The organism is Nocardia sp. NPDC050710, assembly GCF_040654375.1.
Taxonomy (GTDB): Bacteria; Actinomycetota; Actinomycetes; order Mycobacteriales; family Mycobacteriaceae; genus Nocardia.
Genome location: NZ_JBFAHV010000002.1, coordinates 432,885 through 450,092, shown reverse-complemented (window position 1 = coordinate 450,092; position 17,208 = coordinate 432,885). Strand labels below are relative to the sequence as shown.

General features: G+C 65.6%; 19 protein-coding genes and 1 tRNA gene. 9 read left to right on the top strand and 11 right to left on the bottom strand.

Annotated elements, in window-relative coordinates:
* The coding region (locus AB0H61_RS07790) for a protein kinase (RefSeq protein WP_357300545.1) at positions 1–1,225 on the bottom strand (1,225 nt) is incomplete at its 3' end.
* A gap of 268 nt (positions 1,226–1,493) precedes the next feature.
* On the opposite strand from AB0H61_RS07790, the gene AB0H61_RS07785 reads away from it, so the two are divergent.
* Complete coding sequence (locus AB0H61_RS07785; protein WP_357300543.1) at positions 1,494–1,886, top strand: DUF1707 domain-containing protein; 393 nt, start codon at positions 1,494–1,496, stop codon at positions 1,884–1,886.
* On the top strand, positions 1,886–2,224 hold the full coding sequence (locus AB0H61_RS07780) for a hypothetical protein (protein ID WP_357300542.1): 339 nt from the start codon (positions 1,886–1,888) through the stop codon (positions 2,222–2,224). The genes AB0H61_RS07785 and AB0H61_RS07780 overlap by 1 nt, the downstream gene beginning before the upstream one ends.
* Before the next feature lie 18 nt (positions 2,225–2,242).
* Here the strand turns inward: AB0H61_RS07780 and AB0H61_RS07775 are convergent, their stop codons facing one another.
* From AB0H61_RS07775 to AB0H61_RS07765, 3 genes are all read right to left on the bottom strand, one after another.
* Positions 2,243–3,406 (bottom strand): hypothetical protein, encoded by a 1,164-nt coding sequence (locus AB0H61_RS07775; RefSeq protein WP_357300540.1) that lies wholly within the window; start codon positions 3,404–3,406, stop codon positions 2,243–2,245.
* A 201-nt stretch (positions 3,407–3,607) separates the two neighbouring features.
* Positions 3,608–4,957: an L-lysine 6-transaminase gene (lat, locus tag AB0H61_RS07770; protein ID WP_357300539.1), complete on the bottom strand. Its 1,350-nt coding sequence runs from the start codon at positions 4,955–4,957 to the stop codon at positions 3,608–3,610.
* A 65-nt stretch (positions 4,958–5,022) separates the two neighbouring features.
* Positions 5,023–5,475: an Lrp/AsnC family transcriptional regulator gene (locus tag AB0H61_RS07765; RefSeq protein ID WP_040686931.1), complete on the bottom strand. Its 453-nt coding sequence runs from the start codon at positions 5,473–5,475 to the stop codon at positions 5,023–5,025.
* A 97-nt stretch (positions 5,476–5,572) separates the two neighbouring features.
* On the opposite strand from AB0H61_RS07765, the gene AB0H61_RS07760 reads away from it, so the two are divergent.
* Entirely contained in the window at positions 5,573–7,102 is a 1,530-nt protein-coding gene (locus AB0H61_RS07760) for an aldehyde dehydrogenase family protein (RefSeq protein WP_357300537.1), read from the top strand.
* A gap of 63 nt (positions 7,103–7,165) precedes the next feature.
* Positions 7,166–7,239 (top strand) — tRNA-Met (locus AB0H61_RS07755).
* Between the two features lie 71 nt (positions 7,240–7,310).
* Here the strand turns inward: AB0H61_RS07755 and AB0H61_RS07750 are convergent.
* From AB0H61_RS07750 to AB0H61_RS07740, 3 genes are all read right to left on the bottom strand, one after another.
* Entirely contained in the window at positions 7,311–7,652 is a 342-nt protein-coding gene (locus AB0H61_RS07750; protein ID WP_357300535.1) for a tyrosine-type recombinase/integrase, read from the bottom strand.
* On the bottom strand, positions 7,588–7,755 hold the full coding sequence (locus AB0H61_RS07745) for a hypothetical protein (protein WP_357300605.1): 168 nt from the start codon (positions 7,753–7,755) through the stop codon (positions 7,588–7,590). The genes AB0H61_RS07750 and AB0H61_RS07745 overlap by 65 nt, the downstream gene beginning before the upstream one ends.
* Positions 7,756–7,833: 78 nt before the next feature.
* Positions 7,834–8,061, bottom strand: a complete 228-nt coding sequence (locus tag AB0H61_RS07740; RefSeq protein ID WP_357300533.1) for a hypothetical protein — start codon at positions 8,059–8,061, stop codon at positions 7,834–7,836.
* Positions 8,062–8,436: 375 nt separating this feature from the next.
* Here AB0H61_RS07740 and AB0H61_RS07735 point away from each other — a divergent pair, with 375 nt between their 5' ends.
* Positions 8,437–8,568, top strand: coding sequence for a hypothetical protein (locus AB0H61_RS07735; RefSeq protein WP_357300532.1), 132 nt, complete (start codon positions 8,437–8,439; stop codon positions 8,566–8,568).
* A gap of 125 nt (positions 8,569–8,693) precedes the next feature.
* On the opposite strand, the gene AB0H61_RS07730 is transcribed toward AB0H61_RS07735, so the two are convergent.
* The 4 genes from AB0H61_RS07730 to AB0H61_RS07715 form a co-directional block, all read right to left on the bottom strand.
* Complete coding sequence (locus AB0H61_RS07730) at positions 8,694–9,041, bottom strand: hypothetical protein (RefSeq protein ID WP_357300530.1); 348 nt, start codon at positions 9,039–9,041, stop codon at positions 8,694–8,696.
* Positions 9,042–9,061: 20 nt separating this feature from the next.
* Complete coding sequence (locus tag AB0H61_RS07725; RefSeq protein WP_357300529.1) at positions 9,062–10,057, bottom strand: hypothetical protein; 996 nt, start codon at positions 10,055–10,057, stop codon at positions 9,062–9,064.
* Positions 10,058–10,086: 29 nt separating this feature from the next.
* On the bottom strand, positions 10,087–10,356 hold the full coding sequence (locus tag AB0H61_RS07720; protein ID WP_357300527.1) for a hypothetical protein: 270 nt from the start codon (positions 10,354–10,356) through the stop codon (positions 10,087–10,089).
* Positions 10,357–10,572: 216 nt separating this feature from the next.
* Complete coding sequence (locus AB0H61_RS07715) at positions 10,573–11,958, bottom strand: serine/threonine-protein kinase (protein WP_357300525.1); 1,386 nt, start codon at positions 11,956–11,958, stop codon at positions 10,573–10,575.
* 167 nt (positions 11,959–12,125) lie between these two features.
* On the opposite strand from AB0H61_RS07715, the gene AB0H61_RS07710 reads away from it, so the two are divergent.
* From AB0H61_RS07710 to AB0H61_RS07695, 4 genes are all read left to right on the top strand, one after another.
* A complete protein-coding gene (locus AB0H61_RS07710; protein WP_357300523.1) occupies positions 12,126–13,409 on the top strand; it encodes an MFS transporter in 1,284 nt (427 codons plus the stop codon).
* Positions 13,410–14,050: 641 nt separating this feature from the next.
* Positions 14,051–16,429: a nitrate- and nitrite sensing domain-containing protein gene (locus AB0H61_RS07705; RefSeq protein WP_357300521.1), complete on the top strand. Its 2,379-nt coding sequence runs from the start codon at positions 14,051–14,053 to the stop codon at positions 16,427–16,429.
* Complete coding sequence (locus AB0H61_RS07700; RefSeq protein ID WP_357300519.1) at positions 16,407–16,832, top strand: roadblock/LC7 domain-containing protein; 426 nt, start codon at positions 16,407–16,409, stop codon at positions 16,830–16,832. Before AB0H61_RS07705 ends, AB0H61_RS07700 begins: the two co-directional genes overlap by 23 nt.
* Positions 16,829–17,206: a DUF742 domain-containing protein gene (locus tag AB0H61_RS07695; RefSeq protein ID WP_357300517.1), complete on the top strand. Its 378-nt coding sequence runs from the start codon at positions 16,829–16,831 to the stop codon at positions 17,204–17,206. The genes AB0H61_RS07700 and AB0H61_RS07695 overlap by 4 nt, the downstream gene beginning before the upstream one ends.
* Positions 17,207–17,208 lie beyond the last annotated feature (2 nt).

Below are 17,208 nucleotides of genomic sequence, written 5' to 3'. Positions count from 1 at the left end.
TCGACCCCGCGGGATCACCACTCGACACCTGCTGATCCGGCCCGGGTACCCGCCCGGCCGACGCCGAGGTTTCCACCCGGGTCGGCGTCGGACCCGGCTCCGTCAGCATCTTCGTCGGCACCGGCGGGCGACCCGCCACGGCATCCGGCACCCGGCCGATCGACCCCGCGGGATCACCACTCGACACCTGCTGATCCGGCCCGGGTACCCGCCCGGCCGACGCCGAGGTTTCCACCCGGGTCGGCGTCGGACCCGGGTCCGTCAGCATCTTCGTCGCTGCCGGAACAGGCGGTGCGGCAACGTGATCGTGCGATGCGCCGGGCGTATCGATCGGCGGCCTCGGGTTCGGTGCGGGGGTCCGGTCGCTCGACGCGATCCTCCGTGGGCGCTGTCGCGGGGCGCCATGGTTGGGGGTCGGCGGGAGCGCGGTGGCCGCGGCGCGGGCGAACGCGCCCGCGCTGGGATGGCGGTCGGCGGGGTTCTTCGCCATGCCGCGGGCGATGACCTGGTCCAGCTCCGCGGGGATGGCCGGGTTCAGGGTGACCGCGCGGGGCGGGTCGATCATCAGGTGACCGTGCATCTGCTGGGCCGGATCGGTATCGCCGTGGGGGCGGCGTCCGGTCAGGCATTCGTAGAGGACGCAGGCCAGCGAGTACACGTCGGAGCGGGCATCGGACTTACCGCTGAAACGTTCCGGCGCCATATACGCCCAGGTGCCGATGGCCAGTCCGGTGGCGGTGACGGCGGTCTGGCCCGCGCTGCGGGCAATGCCGAAATCGATCAGATAGGCGAATCCGCTGGGCCGCACCAGGATGTTGGACGGCTTCACATCGCGGTGCACCAGGCCCGCTCGATGCGCGGTGTCGAGGGCGGACGCGATCTGGCCGAGGATCTCCACGGCGGCGTGCGCGTCCATCGGGCCACCCGCGGCCAGTCGCGCCGCCAGTTCGGTGCCCTCGATGAACTCCATCTCGATGAACAGTCGTCCATCGATCTCGCCGTGCCGGTGGATCGGCACGATATGCGGATCGCGCAGTGCCGCAGCGAGCTCCGCCTCCCGCTCGAACCGCGTGCGGTAACCGGCGTCCGCGGCCAGCTCGGCGGGTAACAGCTTCAGCGCAACCCGCCGCTCGGCGTCGGTATCGTGCGCGAGCCAGACCTGCCCCATCCCACCCTTGCCGAGCAGCCGTTCCAGCCGATAGCGACCGAACCGAGCGTCGCCCATCGCGAACCTCCCAGTCACCGTTGACGTACGCCGCTGTGGCCTGCCGGGCGCTCGAATGACCGGGCACGCCAACGAAAGACCAGTTCACGGCATGAATGCCGGAGCGCCCAGCCTCACTTGGAGCCTAGCCCCGCCCCGCCGCCGCGAACAGCGCGAACAGTGTGACCTCCCCGACGTCCGCCCACGCCCCTGCCCAACCGAATTCACACCCAACCGAACCCGCTACCGCCCGCGCCGCCGGACCCGTGGCCCGCGCTAGCCTTTCCTCGTGGAGGAACTACCGGATATCCGGATCGGCACCGCCGAGCGTGAGGACGCTTTGCGGCGGCTATCGGATAATTTCGCGGCCGGACGGCTCAGTGTCGCGGAGTTCGACGAGCGCAGCGCGATTGTCGCGGCCGCGATGACCCGTGGCGAGTTGGACAAGGTCTTCAATGATCTTCCACCCGAGCCGTTGGCCGCCGCGGACGTGCCCGCGAAACGCGAGCACGGATTCCTGGCGGAGTGGCCGGAGCGGATCGCGGCGGTGGTCCCGATCGTCGCGCTGATCCTGTTCTTCGTCACCGGCAGCTGGTTGTGGTTCCTGGCGGTTCCGCTGGTGGGCACGCTGGTCTTCGGCGGGAGACACCATCGCCGCGACCGCGGGGAGGGCCGGGCCTGATGGAACCGATCGAGATCAACGCGGGCAGCTGGTACCTGCGTGCCTTACGCGCCGACGACCGCATCGATGACCGGCCGGCGCTCGCCGCGGGCGGAATCACCGACCCCGGATACGTCGCCAGGCGAGCCGCCGAGTGGGACAACGAAACCCACTACTCGTGGGCGGTATGCGAGCCGACCACCGCGGAGATGGTGGCGGAGATCGGCGTCACCCCGGCTCCCGACGGCACCGCCGCGCTCACCGGCTGGGCTCGCGAGGGTTTCGAACCGGCGCTGGACGCGGGGCTGACGACGGTACGCCGGTTCGCCGAGGGTGCGTTGGGGCTGCGGATCGGGTGAGACCGCGCTCAGCGAGTCCTACCGCATCACCCCCGTATGCCCGGTCGAATACCGCCCGGGCTGCGGCCATACGGTCAGCCCGTGCGCCCCACGCCCCACCGGGATCCGCGCCAGCAACGTCCAGTTGACTATGTCGATGGCGTACACCTCGCCGTGGTGCCGGCCGGACACCCAGAAGATCCGCCCGTCGGCGGAGATATTGCCCATGTCCGGGCTACCTCCGCCGGGTACGAACCACTTGTACACCAGCCGGTTCTCGGCGAAATCCCAGACCGAGATGCTCCCCTCGTGGCGGTTGGTGATGAGCATCTGCCGGGAGTCGCGGGTGACATACAGTCCGTGCGCCCCCTTCCCGGTGGGCACGAAGCCCTTGCTCTCGAAGGTGAGCGCATCGAAGGCGTACATGCCGTCGGCGACCATATCGGCCACGTAGAAGGTCAGCCCGTCCGGTGAGAGCTTCACGTCCTGCGGTTTGCCCGCGCGCCCGCCGGCCAGGTCGATGGTCTTGATCGGCTTGCGCTCCGCGACGTCGAAAACCAGCATCCGGCCGATAAATTCACAGCTGGCCAGGGCGAAGCGGCCGTCGGCGGTGAAGTCCATATGGTCCACGCCCGCGCAGTCGGGTACCGGCATGGCGAATTCCTTGTTCCAGGTCCTCGGGTCGTAGAAGTCGAGGGATCGGTCCGCCTCGGCGACGACGACGGCGTACCGGCCGTCCGGTGTGTAGTACATGTTGTATGGGTCACGCACCGGGAACGGCTCGCCCGGTATCCCGGTGCGGGGATCGATCGGCCGCAGGCTGCCGCCGCCGATGGGCAGATCATTGGTGACGTACAGCGTCTGCATGTCATAGGAGGGCACCACGTGCTGCGGTTCCAGACCGCCCGCGGGAAAGGTGTCGATGACCTGAAAGGTATTGGGGTCGATCACCGAAACGGTATTGGACTCGCTATTGGGCACATAGACCAGCGGCCGATGGTCGGCGACCTCCGGACTCAGCTCACGGTTCGCGGCGTATACATCGGTCGGCGACAGCGGCGGCGGCATACCGGGCAGCAGATTCGCGATCTGCGGTGGCGGCGTCACGGAGCTGCTCGGTGTGGCGATCGTCGGGCTGTTCGATGTGCTCGCGGTGCCGACCGAGCCGGCTTCGCCCGCGGAGCAACCCGCCGCCGCCAGCATGACGACCGAGGCTATGAGGGTATGGGGTGCGGTAGCCGGGCGATGGCCCGACCGGGGGGCGGCCGCGCGGTGCCGGCACAGTCGTTTCACGCGCCGCACCGTGCCGGATGGTGGTGAAGACGGGGATGACATGGGTGCGAAGCCTAGGGGGTAACTGGCGAATTCCTCGGTAATCCACGCCAGCGGCGACCCACCCCGGAATCATTCCACCGACAAAAGCACCCGGTCCAGCGCATCGACAGCAACATTCAGTTCCTCGACGGTCACGGTCAGCGGCGGCCGGAATCGGATGCCGCGTTCGCCGGTGCCGAGGATCAGCACATGCTCGCGTTCCCATAGCGCGGTGAGCACTTGATCGCGCAACTGCGCCGTGGAGAGCGTGATCGCGCACATGAGCCCGCGTCCGCGCGGTTCGGTGACCCGCGGATGCGCCGCCGCCAACTCCTCCAGGCGCTGCAGCAGGTGCGCGCCGAGCGCACGGGACTTGTCGATGAGTTCGTCGCGCTCCAGCACCTCGAGGATGCGCCGGGTGCGCACCATATCGGTGAGGTTGCCGCCCCACGTGGAGTTGAGCCGGGAGCTGACGGCGAACACATTGTCGGGCACGTCGTCGACGCGCCCGCCCGCCATCACACCGCACACCTGGGTCTTCTTGCCGAAGGCCACCACATCGGGTTCGAGTCCGAGTTGCTGGTAGGCCCAGGTGGTTCCGGTCATACCGACACCGGTCTGTACCTCGTCCAGGACGAACAGCGCGTCGTATTCGTGGCACAGCCGCTGCATCGCAGCGAGGAATTCCGGTCGCAGGTGCCGGTCGCCGCCCTCGCCCTGGATCGGTTCGGCGATGAAACAGGCGATGTCGTGCGGGTTTTCGTCGAATGCTCGGCGCGCCTGGTCGAGTGCGCGGGCTTCCGCCGCTTCGATATCGCAGCCATCGGCCAGGTAGGGCGCGTCGATGCGCGGCCAGCCGAACTTCGGGAAACGCGCGGTCTTCACCGGATCGGTGTTGGTCAGCGATAGCGTATATCCGGTGCGGCCATGGAAGGCGCCGGTCAGGTGGAGCACCTTGGTGCCGAGTCCCGCTGGCCTGCCGTGGGATTCGTTATGCCTGCTCTTCCAGTCGAAGGCGACCTTGAGGGCATTCTCCACCGCGAGCCCGCCGCCGTCGATGAAGAACAGGTGCGGCAACCGCGGATCGCCGACCACCCGCACGAAAGTTTCCACGAATCGGGCCATCTCGACCGTATACATGTCGGAGTTGCTCGGCTTGTTGAGTGCGGCGATGGCCAGCTCGGCACGGAACTGCTGGTCGTCCGCGAGTGCCGGATGGTTCATGCCCAGCGCGTTGGACGCGAAGAAGCCGAACATGTCGAGGTAGGAACTGCCGTCTCGTTCATCGACGAGCCGGCAGCCACGGGATTGCCGTAGGTCCAGTACCAGATCGAAACCGTCGGCGAGGATGTGCGCGGACAGAATCTCGTGTACCCGGGTCGCGGGGGTGACGTGTGCGCTGTCACCGCCCGAGCGGGTGTGTTCCAGTTCGAGGGTCACACCCGTAGGTTACGTAATAATTTACGGAATCTCTACACGAACTCGGCATAAATTCCGGCCGTCGGCTACCTGTCGTAGAATGTCTGCAGAATGATGGTGCTTCGAGTCCTGACGTTGGCGGTCGCCCTGATCTCCTGCAGCAGCTGTTCGAGGTGCCGCGGCGAGGCCACCCGCACCAGCAACACGTAGCTCTCGTCACCCGCCACCGAGTGGCATGCCTCGATTCCCGGGATATGTTGCAGCACGGCTGGGGCGTCATCGGGTTGTGACGGGTCGAGAGGAGTGATGGCGACGAATGCCGACAGCAGCTGTCCCAATGCCTCGGGGTCGACGTGCGCTGTATAGCCGCGTATCACCCCGCGCGCCTCTAGCCTGCGCACTCGCGATTGCACCGCCGACACCGATAGGCTCGCCTTTTCGGCCAGGTTCGACAGGGTGGCGCGACCATCGGCCATCAGTTCACGAATCAGCAGGCGATCGATGTCATCGAGTACGGGTCTTGCCGGTGTATCCGCCATCAGCGAAGGCTAACCCAGCGGGCGCGACTCGTGGCGAAAACTACGACTCGTTCACATCCGGCAACATCTCAGCATCAAAGGCACAGCGGAGCAAGCGATGACAGATATCCTCAGCGATCACCTCACCCATGAACTCTCCGAGCGCAGCGCGGCATTGCTGCTCGGGCTCGGCGCCGAAATCCCCGAGCCCGGCGATCTGCCCGCCCGCACTCCGATCACCGGCGGGGAGCTACTGACGCTGCGGGCCGACACCCTGGACGAGGTCGACGCCGCGATCGCCCGCGCCGCCACAGCCTTCCAGGCGTGGCGCACGGTGCCCGCGCCGGGCCGCGCCGCGGTGGTACGCAGGTTGGCCGAGCTGCTGACCGCGCACAAGACCGAGCTCGGTGAGCTGGTCACCCTGGAGGCGGGCAAGATCGGCGCCGAGGCCGTCGGCGAGGTCCAGGAGATGATCGACATCTGCGAATTCGCCATCGGGCTGTCACGCCAGCTGTACGGCCGGACCATGCCTTCGGAGCGGCCGGGGCATCGGCTGATGGAGACCTGGCATCCGGTCGGCGTGGTCGGGGTGATCTCGGCGTTCAACTTCCCCGTCGCGGTGTGGGCCTGGAATACCGCGCTCGCGCTGGTCTGCGGGGACACCGTGGTGTGGAAGCCGTCGGAGACGACCCCGCTCACCGCGCTCGCCTGCCACACCCTGTTGCGGCGTGCGGCCGCCGACGTCGGCGTGGATCCGCAAGTGCACCAGTTGATCCAGGGCGGGGCCGAGGTCGGCGCGCGACTGGTCGACGACGAACGGGTGGCGCTGGTCAGCGCGACCGGTTCGGTGCGGATGGGCCGGATCGTGGCGCCGCGGGTGGCCGCGCGTTTCGGGCGGTGCCTGCTGGAGCTCGGCGGCAATAACGCGGCCATCGTCACCCCGTCGGCCGATCTCGAGTTGGCCGCCCGTGGCATCGTCTTCGCCGCCGCGGGCACCGCCGGGCAACGCTGCACCACACTGCGGCGGCTGATCGTGCACGTCGACGTGGTCGGACCGCTGCTGGATCGGGTCGCGAGCGCGTATCGGCAACTGCGGGTGGGTAATCCGCTCGAGGACGGGGTGCTGGTCGGGCCGCTGATCAATGAGCGGGCGTATCACGGCATGCGCGAGGCGCTGGACCGAGCGCTCGCCGACGGAGGCGAATTGGTCTGCGGCGGTGATCGTGTCGAGGTCTGCGGTGACGACGCGTACTACGTGCGCCCGGCCATCGTCCGGATGCCCGCGCAGACCGCGGTGGTCCGCGAGGAGACCTTCGCCCCCATCCTCTACGTCCTCGGCTACCACCATTTCGACCACGCCATCGCGCTGCACAATGCGGTACCCCAAGGGCTTTCGTCCTCGGTCTTCACCTCCGACCAGCGCGAGGCCGAACGTTTCCTGGCCGCCGACGGCTCGGACTGCGGCATCGCCAATGTCAATATCGGAACCTCCGGGGCCGAGATCGGCGGCGCCTTCGGCGGCGAGAAGCAGACCGGCGGCGGACGCGAATCCGGTTCGGACTCCTGGAAGGCCTATATGCGCCGCGCCACCAACACCGTCAATTACTCCGCCGAACTCCCACTCGCCCAGGGCATAAAATTCGGCTGATGGCCGCCTGACCAGGCGATTAGGCCCCATCCCCGCCGCGCGTGTAAGGTTGTAACCACCCAACGCGGGGTGGAGCAGCTCGGTAGCTCGCTGGGCTCATAACCCAGAGGTCGCAGGTTCAAATCCTGTCCCCGCTACTATGAAAATGGCCCGGAATCAACAGATTCCGGGCCATTTTCATAGGTGGATGGGAGCGGGTTCGGGAATCTTAGCCAGGCTCAGGACTGGCAGCCCCGTCGGTGTTCGTGTCACCCAGTAGGTAAGTGGCACCGCGGACCGCTGCCTGTTCGTTCATGCCGGGCGGCACATGCGAGTAGGTCTTCAGGGTGAATGCCGCATCGGCGTACCCGACCCGTTCGGTGACCACCTTGGGGCTGATACCGGCCGCCAAGGCTCCGGTGACGTAGGAGTGCCGCAGATCGTAGAAGCGGATCTCCGGCAACCCAGCCTCGACAGCGAGGCGTTTGAACCGTTCTCGGATCGAATCAGGGTGGACCGGCCCGCCCGCCCTCCCAGGCGAACACTCGGTCGGTGTCCTGGTAGTCCGCACCAAAGAACTTCCGCTCGGCGTCCTGGATGGTCTTCCAGTCTCGTAGCGCTTGGACAGTGTCGGGGTCGAGTGCGTTTTGGCGTGCGGAGTCATCGGATTTCATCTGACCGTCCGCTGCGTGACCGGCGACGACCACGCGGCTTTCGTGGGTCGACTGCATGGCTCTGTCGAGATCGAGAGATCACCAGCGGACTCCACATATTTCGCCGCGCCGCTGTCCGGTGGTGAGCTCGAGCCGGAACAGCGCGTAGAACTGGTCCTTGCGGATGTAGGCCATGAACTCGGAGGCCTGTTCGGGATTCCACACCGGCCTCGTCTTGCGGATCACCCTGGGCGGCTCGGCCGACGTGGCGGGATTGTCGACGACGTACCTCCACGCCACCGCATCCGCGAGCGCCCGGTGAACCATGGTGTGGATGTTGCGAACCGTTTTGGGCGCCAACCCTTCCGGTTGTGGCACCGGAAACCGGCCGATCTTGTAGCGGCAGATCGCGGCCCGAGCAGCGTGGATTGACACATCACATGCCGTGCCCAGGTCCCGGGGTGTCGGGGTGTCACCGCCTTCTTTTCTGCCGCGACCAGTACTGGTACATGATGGTGTTGGTGTCCTTCTTGACGCGGCCGCAGACGAGCAGATCACCGTAGAACTTCATCAGCCCCGGCGCCGAAACCTCCTGCGAGGCTGTCGAACCAACTCATCGGGAAAGGTTCGCGTATTGAGCGGACCGGTCCCCGCACCACCGCCCAAAAACGCCTCGACCGGTTACGCGCCAGCCGATGCGCGGTGTTGTGGCTGGCCCCGGACTCCGAGTGGTCCGATCCGCTGACCGGCGCGACCGTTCACACGCTGACAGACCCCACCGACACCGCCGCCACCATCGCCCGCGCCGTCACCTCCGCCGTACGCAACGTATAGCCCCACCCACCCCGCCTCACCGGGCGGGGTGGGCCCGCCCGCCCCGGCCCAAGCCACGTTCGTAATCGGGCAGGTGGGCAACTCGCCCGTCTGCCGCGCGGTAGCAGTGGCTGTGTAGGGCAGCGCTACTCGACGACGCCGGGGACAGGATCGGCCTTGATCTTGGCGGACAATTCCCCGCCGTACTTACCGGCGTTGGCCTGCATAATTGGTTCGAGAAGAGCGGAGTTCGCCGACTTGCCGGAGAACAGGGAATCCCAGTTTTCACTGCCACCAGCCACCAGGCTGGCCGCCTGCTGCATCTCCGCGCCCAGCTCGCCCGACGTGGCCAGCTGGCTCAGCTGCTGTGCCTCTTCGGCCGATGTCACGTTCGCTTGGGCGACCCGTTGCGTTTCCTCGCGTAACTTGCTGATCTCCGATTTCAGGTCCGCAAGGATGGACTCGTACTGACCACTTTTATCAACGGCTGCCATGGTTGAACCTCACTTTCGAACTAAACCTGCGGCGGGTTGGGCAACGATTCTCGACTGAATTCCGAAACCCCCGAGATGAAAAGGTTGACAATCGAGCGCAGCAAGGTGAAGAAAACATTCAACACAGTTATCACGCCCTTGTACAGTTGGATGGCTTCCCAGCCCTTTTTGGCCAGATACGCCTGGCCGTACAGCGGGATCGAAGCCTTCGTGAATCCGGCGGCAATGACGCTGACAATCAATACGAAAGCGTCGGTGATGTTCTGCGCCAGGTTCACCGCCTGCTCGGCCGCATCGTCGAGGGCCTGCGCCACTTTCCGCATGACTGACTCGAGGTTCTCGAATTTTGTCTTCCAAGCGCCGAAATGAGCGCTAGCGGAGTTCGCGGCGTTGCCTTTCCATGTCTTCGAGATCGAAGTCTGGCCGCTGGCCAGGTTAGCGTCCACGTCATCGATCAACTCGGCCAGCATGCGCCACGCGTCAGCTTGCCGCGAGGCTTTCATGGTGTCCCCGGCAAGGAGTTTCGCGACCTCCTCGCGCGGATCAGAGGCACCCAGGAGCACAAGGAGATCGCAGACTCGGTCCCACAGAATACCGAAGGACACCGTTGGAATTTCCTTGGCGCGACTACTCGGATCCTTCAGATAGGCCGTAGGCCCCGACAAATCGTCGAATCCGTTCGCTACACCGTCGTCGGTGACGGTCACATTGATTCCGGCGTCGAGATCGGCGAATGACTTAGCGAAGTTTCTGTCGGCGTTTACGTATTCATCAGCCGATATCTCCAACGCCCGCTTGGCCTTGTCCATGTTCTCATTGCTTGCCAGCAGCACGGCATGGAGTGCGGGCAGGATCTTCTCGTAGTCGCCCTTGATGAGATTCATTATTCGGCCGAAGTCCGCGTCGTTTATATTTCGAACCGCGAAGTTGTGGGCTTCGAAGAGATGTGTGCCAGAACGTCCGGTTTGCGCGGCCCAGCCACGAAGGTCGGCGATCTCGACGGTGAACTCAGACATATAGATCCCAGTGAAAGTGGTTTGGAAAACTATCCGGAAATTCTTCCGTGAACAACCAGAAGGACGACGTTGGCGACGATAATTCCGACCGACCCCAGCCATTGGATTCGCCAATTGCCACGCATGGCAGCGAACGCCCCGACAATCCCCAGTGCCCCCGCCACGGAGTAGCCGATTCTCCAACCGGCTTCCGCCGAGTTCAGCGCGACTACGATCGTGAACGTCGAGAGCAAGATTGCCCCCACCAGCAGCTCGCGACGGAACAAACCCTCGGCCAGCAACGCAATGATCTTGGCCATGCGCCCCCCTTCCAACGCTGTTCGCGCAGAGTGTAATCCGACGAGGCCCCGCACGGGGGGGCGAACCGGCACGGGGCCTCGAAGATCACAGAATCAGAGCGGCGTTGGCCTCGCGGCAGCGACTGTGCAGGATCGTCGCCAAGGCTGGGCCCGTGGCGTTGTCCAATGCCGAGCGGGAGGTGAGGCCCGTGCGCCCAAATGGACTCGGCTACAACGCTACTTCGTCTGGGGTGATTGGACCTTGCTGCACAGCCAGTGATCACCGACCTTTTCCATGGTCATGATGACCGAGACCGCGATGGATTCCTCCTTGCCTGCGGAGTTGGCGTTGGTACGGAGCTGGGTACCCAGCACCGCAACCTCGGGGCGGTCCGCGTCGGCGGTCTTCATGAAGCATTGGAGGTCGCCCACCCGGGACCGAACCTGCGCAGAGGTCATGGCAGTGCGCAGGTCGGAGAACGATCTCTGGAAATCGGTCTTGAAATCCCCTGTCGCGCCGGAGAACACATCACGCTCGTACTGATCGAGATTGCGGTAATCATAGGTCGATATCACGCGCATGTAGTTGCACGCCGCCAACCGGGCGGCTTCACTGCGTTGTTCGGCGGTCTGGGCGCTACTAACGGAATTGCGCATCGTCAGCACAACCGCGCCAGCTCCGGCCAGGCCGACGACAAGGGCGAGTCCCACAGCGGCAAGGAGCAGTTGGCGACCGCGCCGCCGAGGGGCCTTGGACCGCACCGTGGGCGGCGCCGCTACCCTGTGGCCGACCAGCGCCTGCTCCGCCGCCGAGGCCAATTCCCCGCAGCTGGCGAACCGGTAGTTCCTGTCCTTGGCGAGTGCAATCGCGATAACATTGTCGAAAGCGGTTGGTACCGAGGGGATCTGGTGGCTCGGCAAGGGAACCGGCTGATTCAGATGACCGTGGATGAGCTGGGCTGCAGTGTTGCCTGGATACGGGTAGGCGCCGGTCAGCATGTGATAGAGGGTGCAGCCCAGCGCGTAAACATCGGCACGGCGGTCGATTTCGACGTTCACGTCCATCTGTTCGGGTGCCGCGTATTGGAAACTGGCATGCAGTTCGCCGGTGCGGGTCAGGTTGGTGACCTGGTCCAGCGCCTTCGCTATACCGAAATCCGCCAGGAACACCTGCTCCAGCCCACTGCGGCCAAGCAAGATGTTGGCGGGCTTCACGTCTCGGTGGAGGATTCCCGAATTATGGGCGTGATCTAGGGCTTTAGCGGTCTCGCTGACGACCCGGACCGCTTGTTCGGGGTGGAGCGGTCCATTGCGCAACACCTCGGCGACATCGGTGCCGTCGATGTACTGCATGGCCATCCACAGCTGATCATCTTCCTGTCCGCGCGCGTAGACGGTCACGATATTGGGATGCGAAAGTCGCGCTGCGATCTCGGCCTCGTGCAGGAACCGCCGCCGGATATCCGCGTCCCCGGTCATGGCGCGGCTGAGCAGTTTCAGCGCAACCATCCGTGGTAGATCCCGGTCCTGGGCGAGATACACCTCGCCCATACCCCCGACCCCCAGCAGGCGCTCGATGCCGTAGCCAGCGAAAGTCTGCCCGGGCGCAAGCGTCTGACCCACCGCGGTAACCTCCCACCACCCTCAAAACTCGCGCTCACCCTACTGCACCCACCCAAGACAGCGGTGGGCGCCGGCGCAGGAGATGCTTTCGCCCGCCCGGCGTAGATGTATTGCCGAGCAGCCCACCCGGATACGGCGACACCGACCGGCATGAGACGACTCGGAGGATGATGTCAACCGTCACGACTGGTGTTCGACTTCCAGCGGATTTCTATCGTCTGTGGGGCGCATTCACTGTCGGGCAGGTAGGCAGCGCTCTCGGGACGGGGGCGCTGCCGTTGATCGCGATCCTGGTCGTGGATGCCACGGATCTGCAGGTGTCGCTGATGGCGGCGCTGGCGGGTACGGCCAGTGCCATCATCGCGCTGCCGTTGGGTTCGTTCATCGAGTTCCGGCGGAAGCGCCCGACGATGGTGGCGGCGGATCTTGCAGCGTTCGCTGCGTTGGCCAGCATCCCGGTGGCGGCGTGGCTGGATCTACTGACCTATGCGCAGCTGTGTGTGGTCGTCGCGGTTCAAACCATCGGCAGCATCGTGTTCAGCGCCGCCAACGGCGCGTATCTTAAGTCGCTGGTGCCTGAATCGGGCCGGGTCCGGGCCAACAGCAGGTTCGAGACAACGTTCTGGACCGTCACTACAGTCGGTGTTCCGGCTGGCGGGGCGCTCATCTCGTTGTTCGGCAGTACGGTCACCGTGGCGATCAACGCGATCAGCTTTCTACTGTCCGCACTCGGCATCCGAACCATCAAGACCGCGGAACCCGAACCGGCCCACCAGAAACCGGAGCATCACTGGGTTACTGATATTCGCAGCGGCTGGACCTATATTTTCGGCCAACCGGTTCTGCACCGGTTGTTCTGGAACGCCATGATCTTCGGCGGTTCGCTCCTGCTCACCACACCATTGGTCGCGCTACTGATGCTGCGAGAACTGGGCTTCGCGCCGTGGCAATACGCGCTGGCGCTCGGAATACCAGGTCTCGGAGGTCTGCTCGGCTCGCTGTGCACGACAAAACTTGTGGACCGGTTCGGACAGCGCGTAATCCTCCTCGGTTTCGGCGCCCTACGGACATGCTGGATGGGGTTGCTGCTCGCCGCGGGCCCAGGCGTTCTCGGCCTGATCACGATCATGGCCGCGGAGACACTACTGCTGTTCTGCGCGGGCGTATTCAACCCCGTCTTCACCACCTACCGGATGAACCACACCGCCGACTACCACATGGCACGAGTCGGCACTGCCTGGTCGATCAGCGCCAAATGCTTCCAGCCAGCCTTCATCGCCTTGGGGGGATTCATCGCCGCCACAACCAGCATCCACACCGCGATCACCTTCGCCACCATCGCGCTACTGTCCAGCACACTGCTACTGCCGTGGCGCCAAACAGCCACATCGAAGACCCCAGAACATTCCGCCAGAACCCTCACCGAGGAGTGCAAGACAAAGACCGGCTAGGCGATTGGTGTTTTCGTGCGGTCCCGGCTGGGCTCGAGCAGAATGCTGGGGTGAGTTTGGGGCGTGTGCCGCGTCAGGGGGACCTGCTGCGGTCGACGGTGGAGTTCTGTGCAGGCTAGTGCTGCGTCAGGCAATTTTGGTTAGGTTCAAATCCTGTCCCCGCTACAAAAGACTCAGGCCAGTTGGAATCCAATCCGACTGGCCTGAGTCATTTCTTCGCTCCAAACACCACTTCCGCGGGACTCGACGGCGCTCAACACGGTGGGGAAGCTGCCACAATCCCTTGCGTGGCGCGCAATCCCGAGCACGCGCACGACCGCGCCGACAATCCTCTTGTCGTCGACATCGCCCAGGGTGCAAACGTCCGATCCGCGACTCACAGCCTTCACGGGTGATAGTCAACGGCTCTGAGCGGTCGAGGGCGAGGTTGCATACGCCGAGTCGAAGTTGTTGCGTAACCGTTATTTCAGTGACTAGGGTAACTCGGGATAGAACCGGTGCCGCGCCGGTTACCGGTCTTCGCGGGCCGGGCGCAATGGGGCCGCAATGCCCAGAAGTAGGCTAGATCACCGGTGCTTGGCAGCAGGTTCCCCCGCAAGTTATTGATCAGTGTGTTGAGGCGCGGGCGTTCGCGCGGACCTATGGGAGTCAGGACGCGGCTGCTGGCCATCGTTCTCATTCCCAGTGTCGCGTTGCTCGGTATCGGCATCGGCGCCGCCGGCTACCTGGTGAACAACGGCAAACACGCGAAGAATTGGGCCGAGCTGGGGAGCACGATCACCACGCCCGCCCTGCTGATGGTGGAGGCGTTCCAGGCCGAGCGGGGAGCCTCGATGCTGCACCTGGCGGGCGACACGACCGCCACCGACAGCCTGGCCGCAACCAGGAAGAACTCCGACAACGCGCTGGCCGCCCTCCAGCTGCAGGGCGATGCGGCCCGCGCGCTGCGACCCGACCTCAACGGTGATATCGACGGCTACGACAGGCTGTACCAGCAACTTCCGGTGTTGCGGAAAGCGATCGACGCGCGTGCGGCGCCCGCCGCCCAGGTCTTCGCGGCCTACACCGGGGTCATCGACACCATTGTGCTGGCGTCGCTGCTGGGTGCGGAGGTCGCGCCGGACGCCCAGATCGCGGTGGAGCTGTACAAGGCGGTACACGCGCTGCGAGCGTCCGAGGCGGTGTCGCGGGCAGGCACGATCGGCTCGACGGCGCTGCTCACGAACCAGTTCTCCGCCGAGCAGCTCATCGAGTTCAGCCGCTACGTCGGGGACGCGCGAGGCGAAATCACCTACGTCGGTTCGGTATTGACCGGCACCCGGCTGGCGCAGCTGAAGACGATCACCGAAGGCACCGGCTGGCAGCAGCTCACCATGATGGAGGATGCCCTCATTCGCCGCGGTGTGGTGCAGCCGGAAGACAGCGCCTCGTCGGAGGATTCCACGAGCTCCAGCAGCCGGTCGACAACGAGCGGCGGCGCGAGTAGGCGCAGTGCGCAGACGACCACGGCGGCGCTTCCGATCGGCGTCCCGGAGTGGCAGTCCGCCTCCGCCCAGGTGCGCTCGGACCTGCTGAAGCTGTGGGAAGACCAGACCCGCGACGCACACAACACCGCCAAGGTCACCAGCGAAGAGATCGCGTCGAACTCCGCGTACGGCGGTCTCGCGGTGCTCGTGGTGACCCTGCTGGCCTTCCTGGCCGCGCTGTACCTGGCCAATCGCTTCATCGGCCGGATGCGACGACTACGCCGTGACACCCTCGAACTGGCCGACGAGCGGCTACCCGACACCATTCGCACGCTCAGCGACGGCAAGGAGATCGACCAGGAGGTGGCGCTCGCGCCGCTCGACTTCGGCGCCGACGAAATCGGCCAGGTCGCCGATGCATTCAACCGTGCCCACACCGCGGCGGTGGTCGCCGCCGTTGCGGAATCGAAGACCCGCGCGGGCGTGAACGCGGTATTCCTGAATATCGCCCACCGCAGCCAGGTCATGGTGCACCGCCAGCTCGCGCTGCTGGACAAGGCCGAGCGCGAGGAGGAAAACCCCGGCAAGCTCGACGTGCTGTTCCAGCTCGACCATTTGGCCACCCGGGCCCGCCGCAACGCCGAGAACCTGATCATTCTCGGCGGTGAGAAGCCAGGGCGGCGCTGGCGCAACCCGGTGCCGCTGATGGACCTGGTGCGCAGCGCGGTGGCGGAAAGCCTGGACTACACCAGGATTCAGACCGGAAGGCTGCCCGACCTGCGCATTGCGGGCAGCGCCGTGGCCGACCTCATCCACCTGGTCGCCGAGCTGACCGACAATGCGACCGCCTTCTCGCCCCCGGAATCGCGGGTCGATATCTCCGGCAATGTGGTGGGCAAGGGCGTGGCCATCGAAATCTCCGATCAGGGCCTCGGGATGTCGGGGGCCGAGCTCGCGGAACGCAACACACTACTGGCCGATCCGCCGGACTTCAGCGTCGCCGCGCTCTCCAGCGACGCCCGGCTCGGCCTCTTCGTGGTCGGGAAGTTGGCGGCACGGCACGGCGTTTCGGTGCGCCTGACGGAATCCGACTACGGCGGCATCAAGGCGATCGTGGTGGTACCGGCCGCGCTCATCACCACGAGCGGCGATCCCGAGCCCACGGAAAAGCGCACCGAACCCGCCGAACCCGCGACCGGCTCGGCATTCGTGCCCGTCGCCGTCGCGACGGCCGTCGCCGCCGCGGAACCGACCGTCGCGGTACCGGCCAACGGTAGTGACAAACCCGCGTTGCCGCGCCGCCGCCGCCCGGCAGCCGAGGCCGCAGCTGAGCGATCCACTTCCGTGACGGCTGAGCGATCCACCTCCATCACGGCCGAGCGATCCACCTCCGTCACGATGCCGCGGCCACGTTCCGCCGAGGAAGCGCGCAGCCTGATGTCGGCCATCGAAAACGGCACCCGGCAGGGGCGCCTGAACCGCGTCGATATCGACGTACCCGCAAAGCAATTCGATCGACAAGAAGGTGCCGGTGACGAAACCCAAGCCCCGTAGCCTCGATTGGTTGCTCGACGACCTCATCGAGCGGCTGCCCGATGTCCGCTATGCCGTCGTATTGTCGACCGACGGCCTGCTGCTCGGACACGGCACCGCGATGTCCCGGTCCGACGCCGAGCGTTTCGGCGCCATGGCCTCGACCCTGCACGGTGTCGCACGCAGCGCGGGTTCGCATTTCGATGTCGGCGGGGTCTGTCAGACGGTGGTGGAGCTGGACCGCGCCGTCCTGTTCATCACCGCCGCGGGCGACAACGCCTGCCTCGCCCTGCTGACCGCGGAGACCGCGAATATGGGCATGGTGGCCTACGAGATGAACCAGACCGTGCAGCGGGTCGGCGCCCACCTGTCCGTCGACCCACGCCCCCATCCGCTCGATGAAGTCGGTTCCCGACGGTCATGAACGACGAGCGTGAGTCCTGGTACGACGAGGAGGCGGGGCCTCTCGTGCGTCTCTACGCCGTCACCCGCGGGCGATCCGGCAGCGCCCGGCCCGATCTGGACATGCTCACGCTGGTGGTGAACGCGAGCGTGGGCGTGCAGCCCCGGCGTCCGGAGCCGGAATACGCCGACATTCTGAGGCTGAGCCGCACCTCGCTCTCGGTGGCGGAGTTGGCCGCCCAGCTGAATCTGCCGCTGACCTCGACCAAGATCCTGGTCGGCGATCTCATCGACGACGGCCTGCTGAAATTCCGCTCCCCCGATCCGGCACCGGCGGCGGGTCCGGGCAATACCGAATTGCTGCGCGCGGTGTTGAAGGGCATTCAGGCGATCTGAGC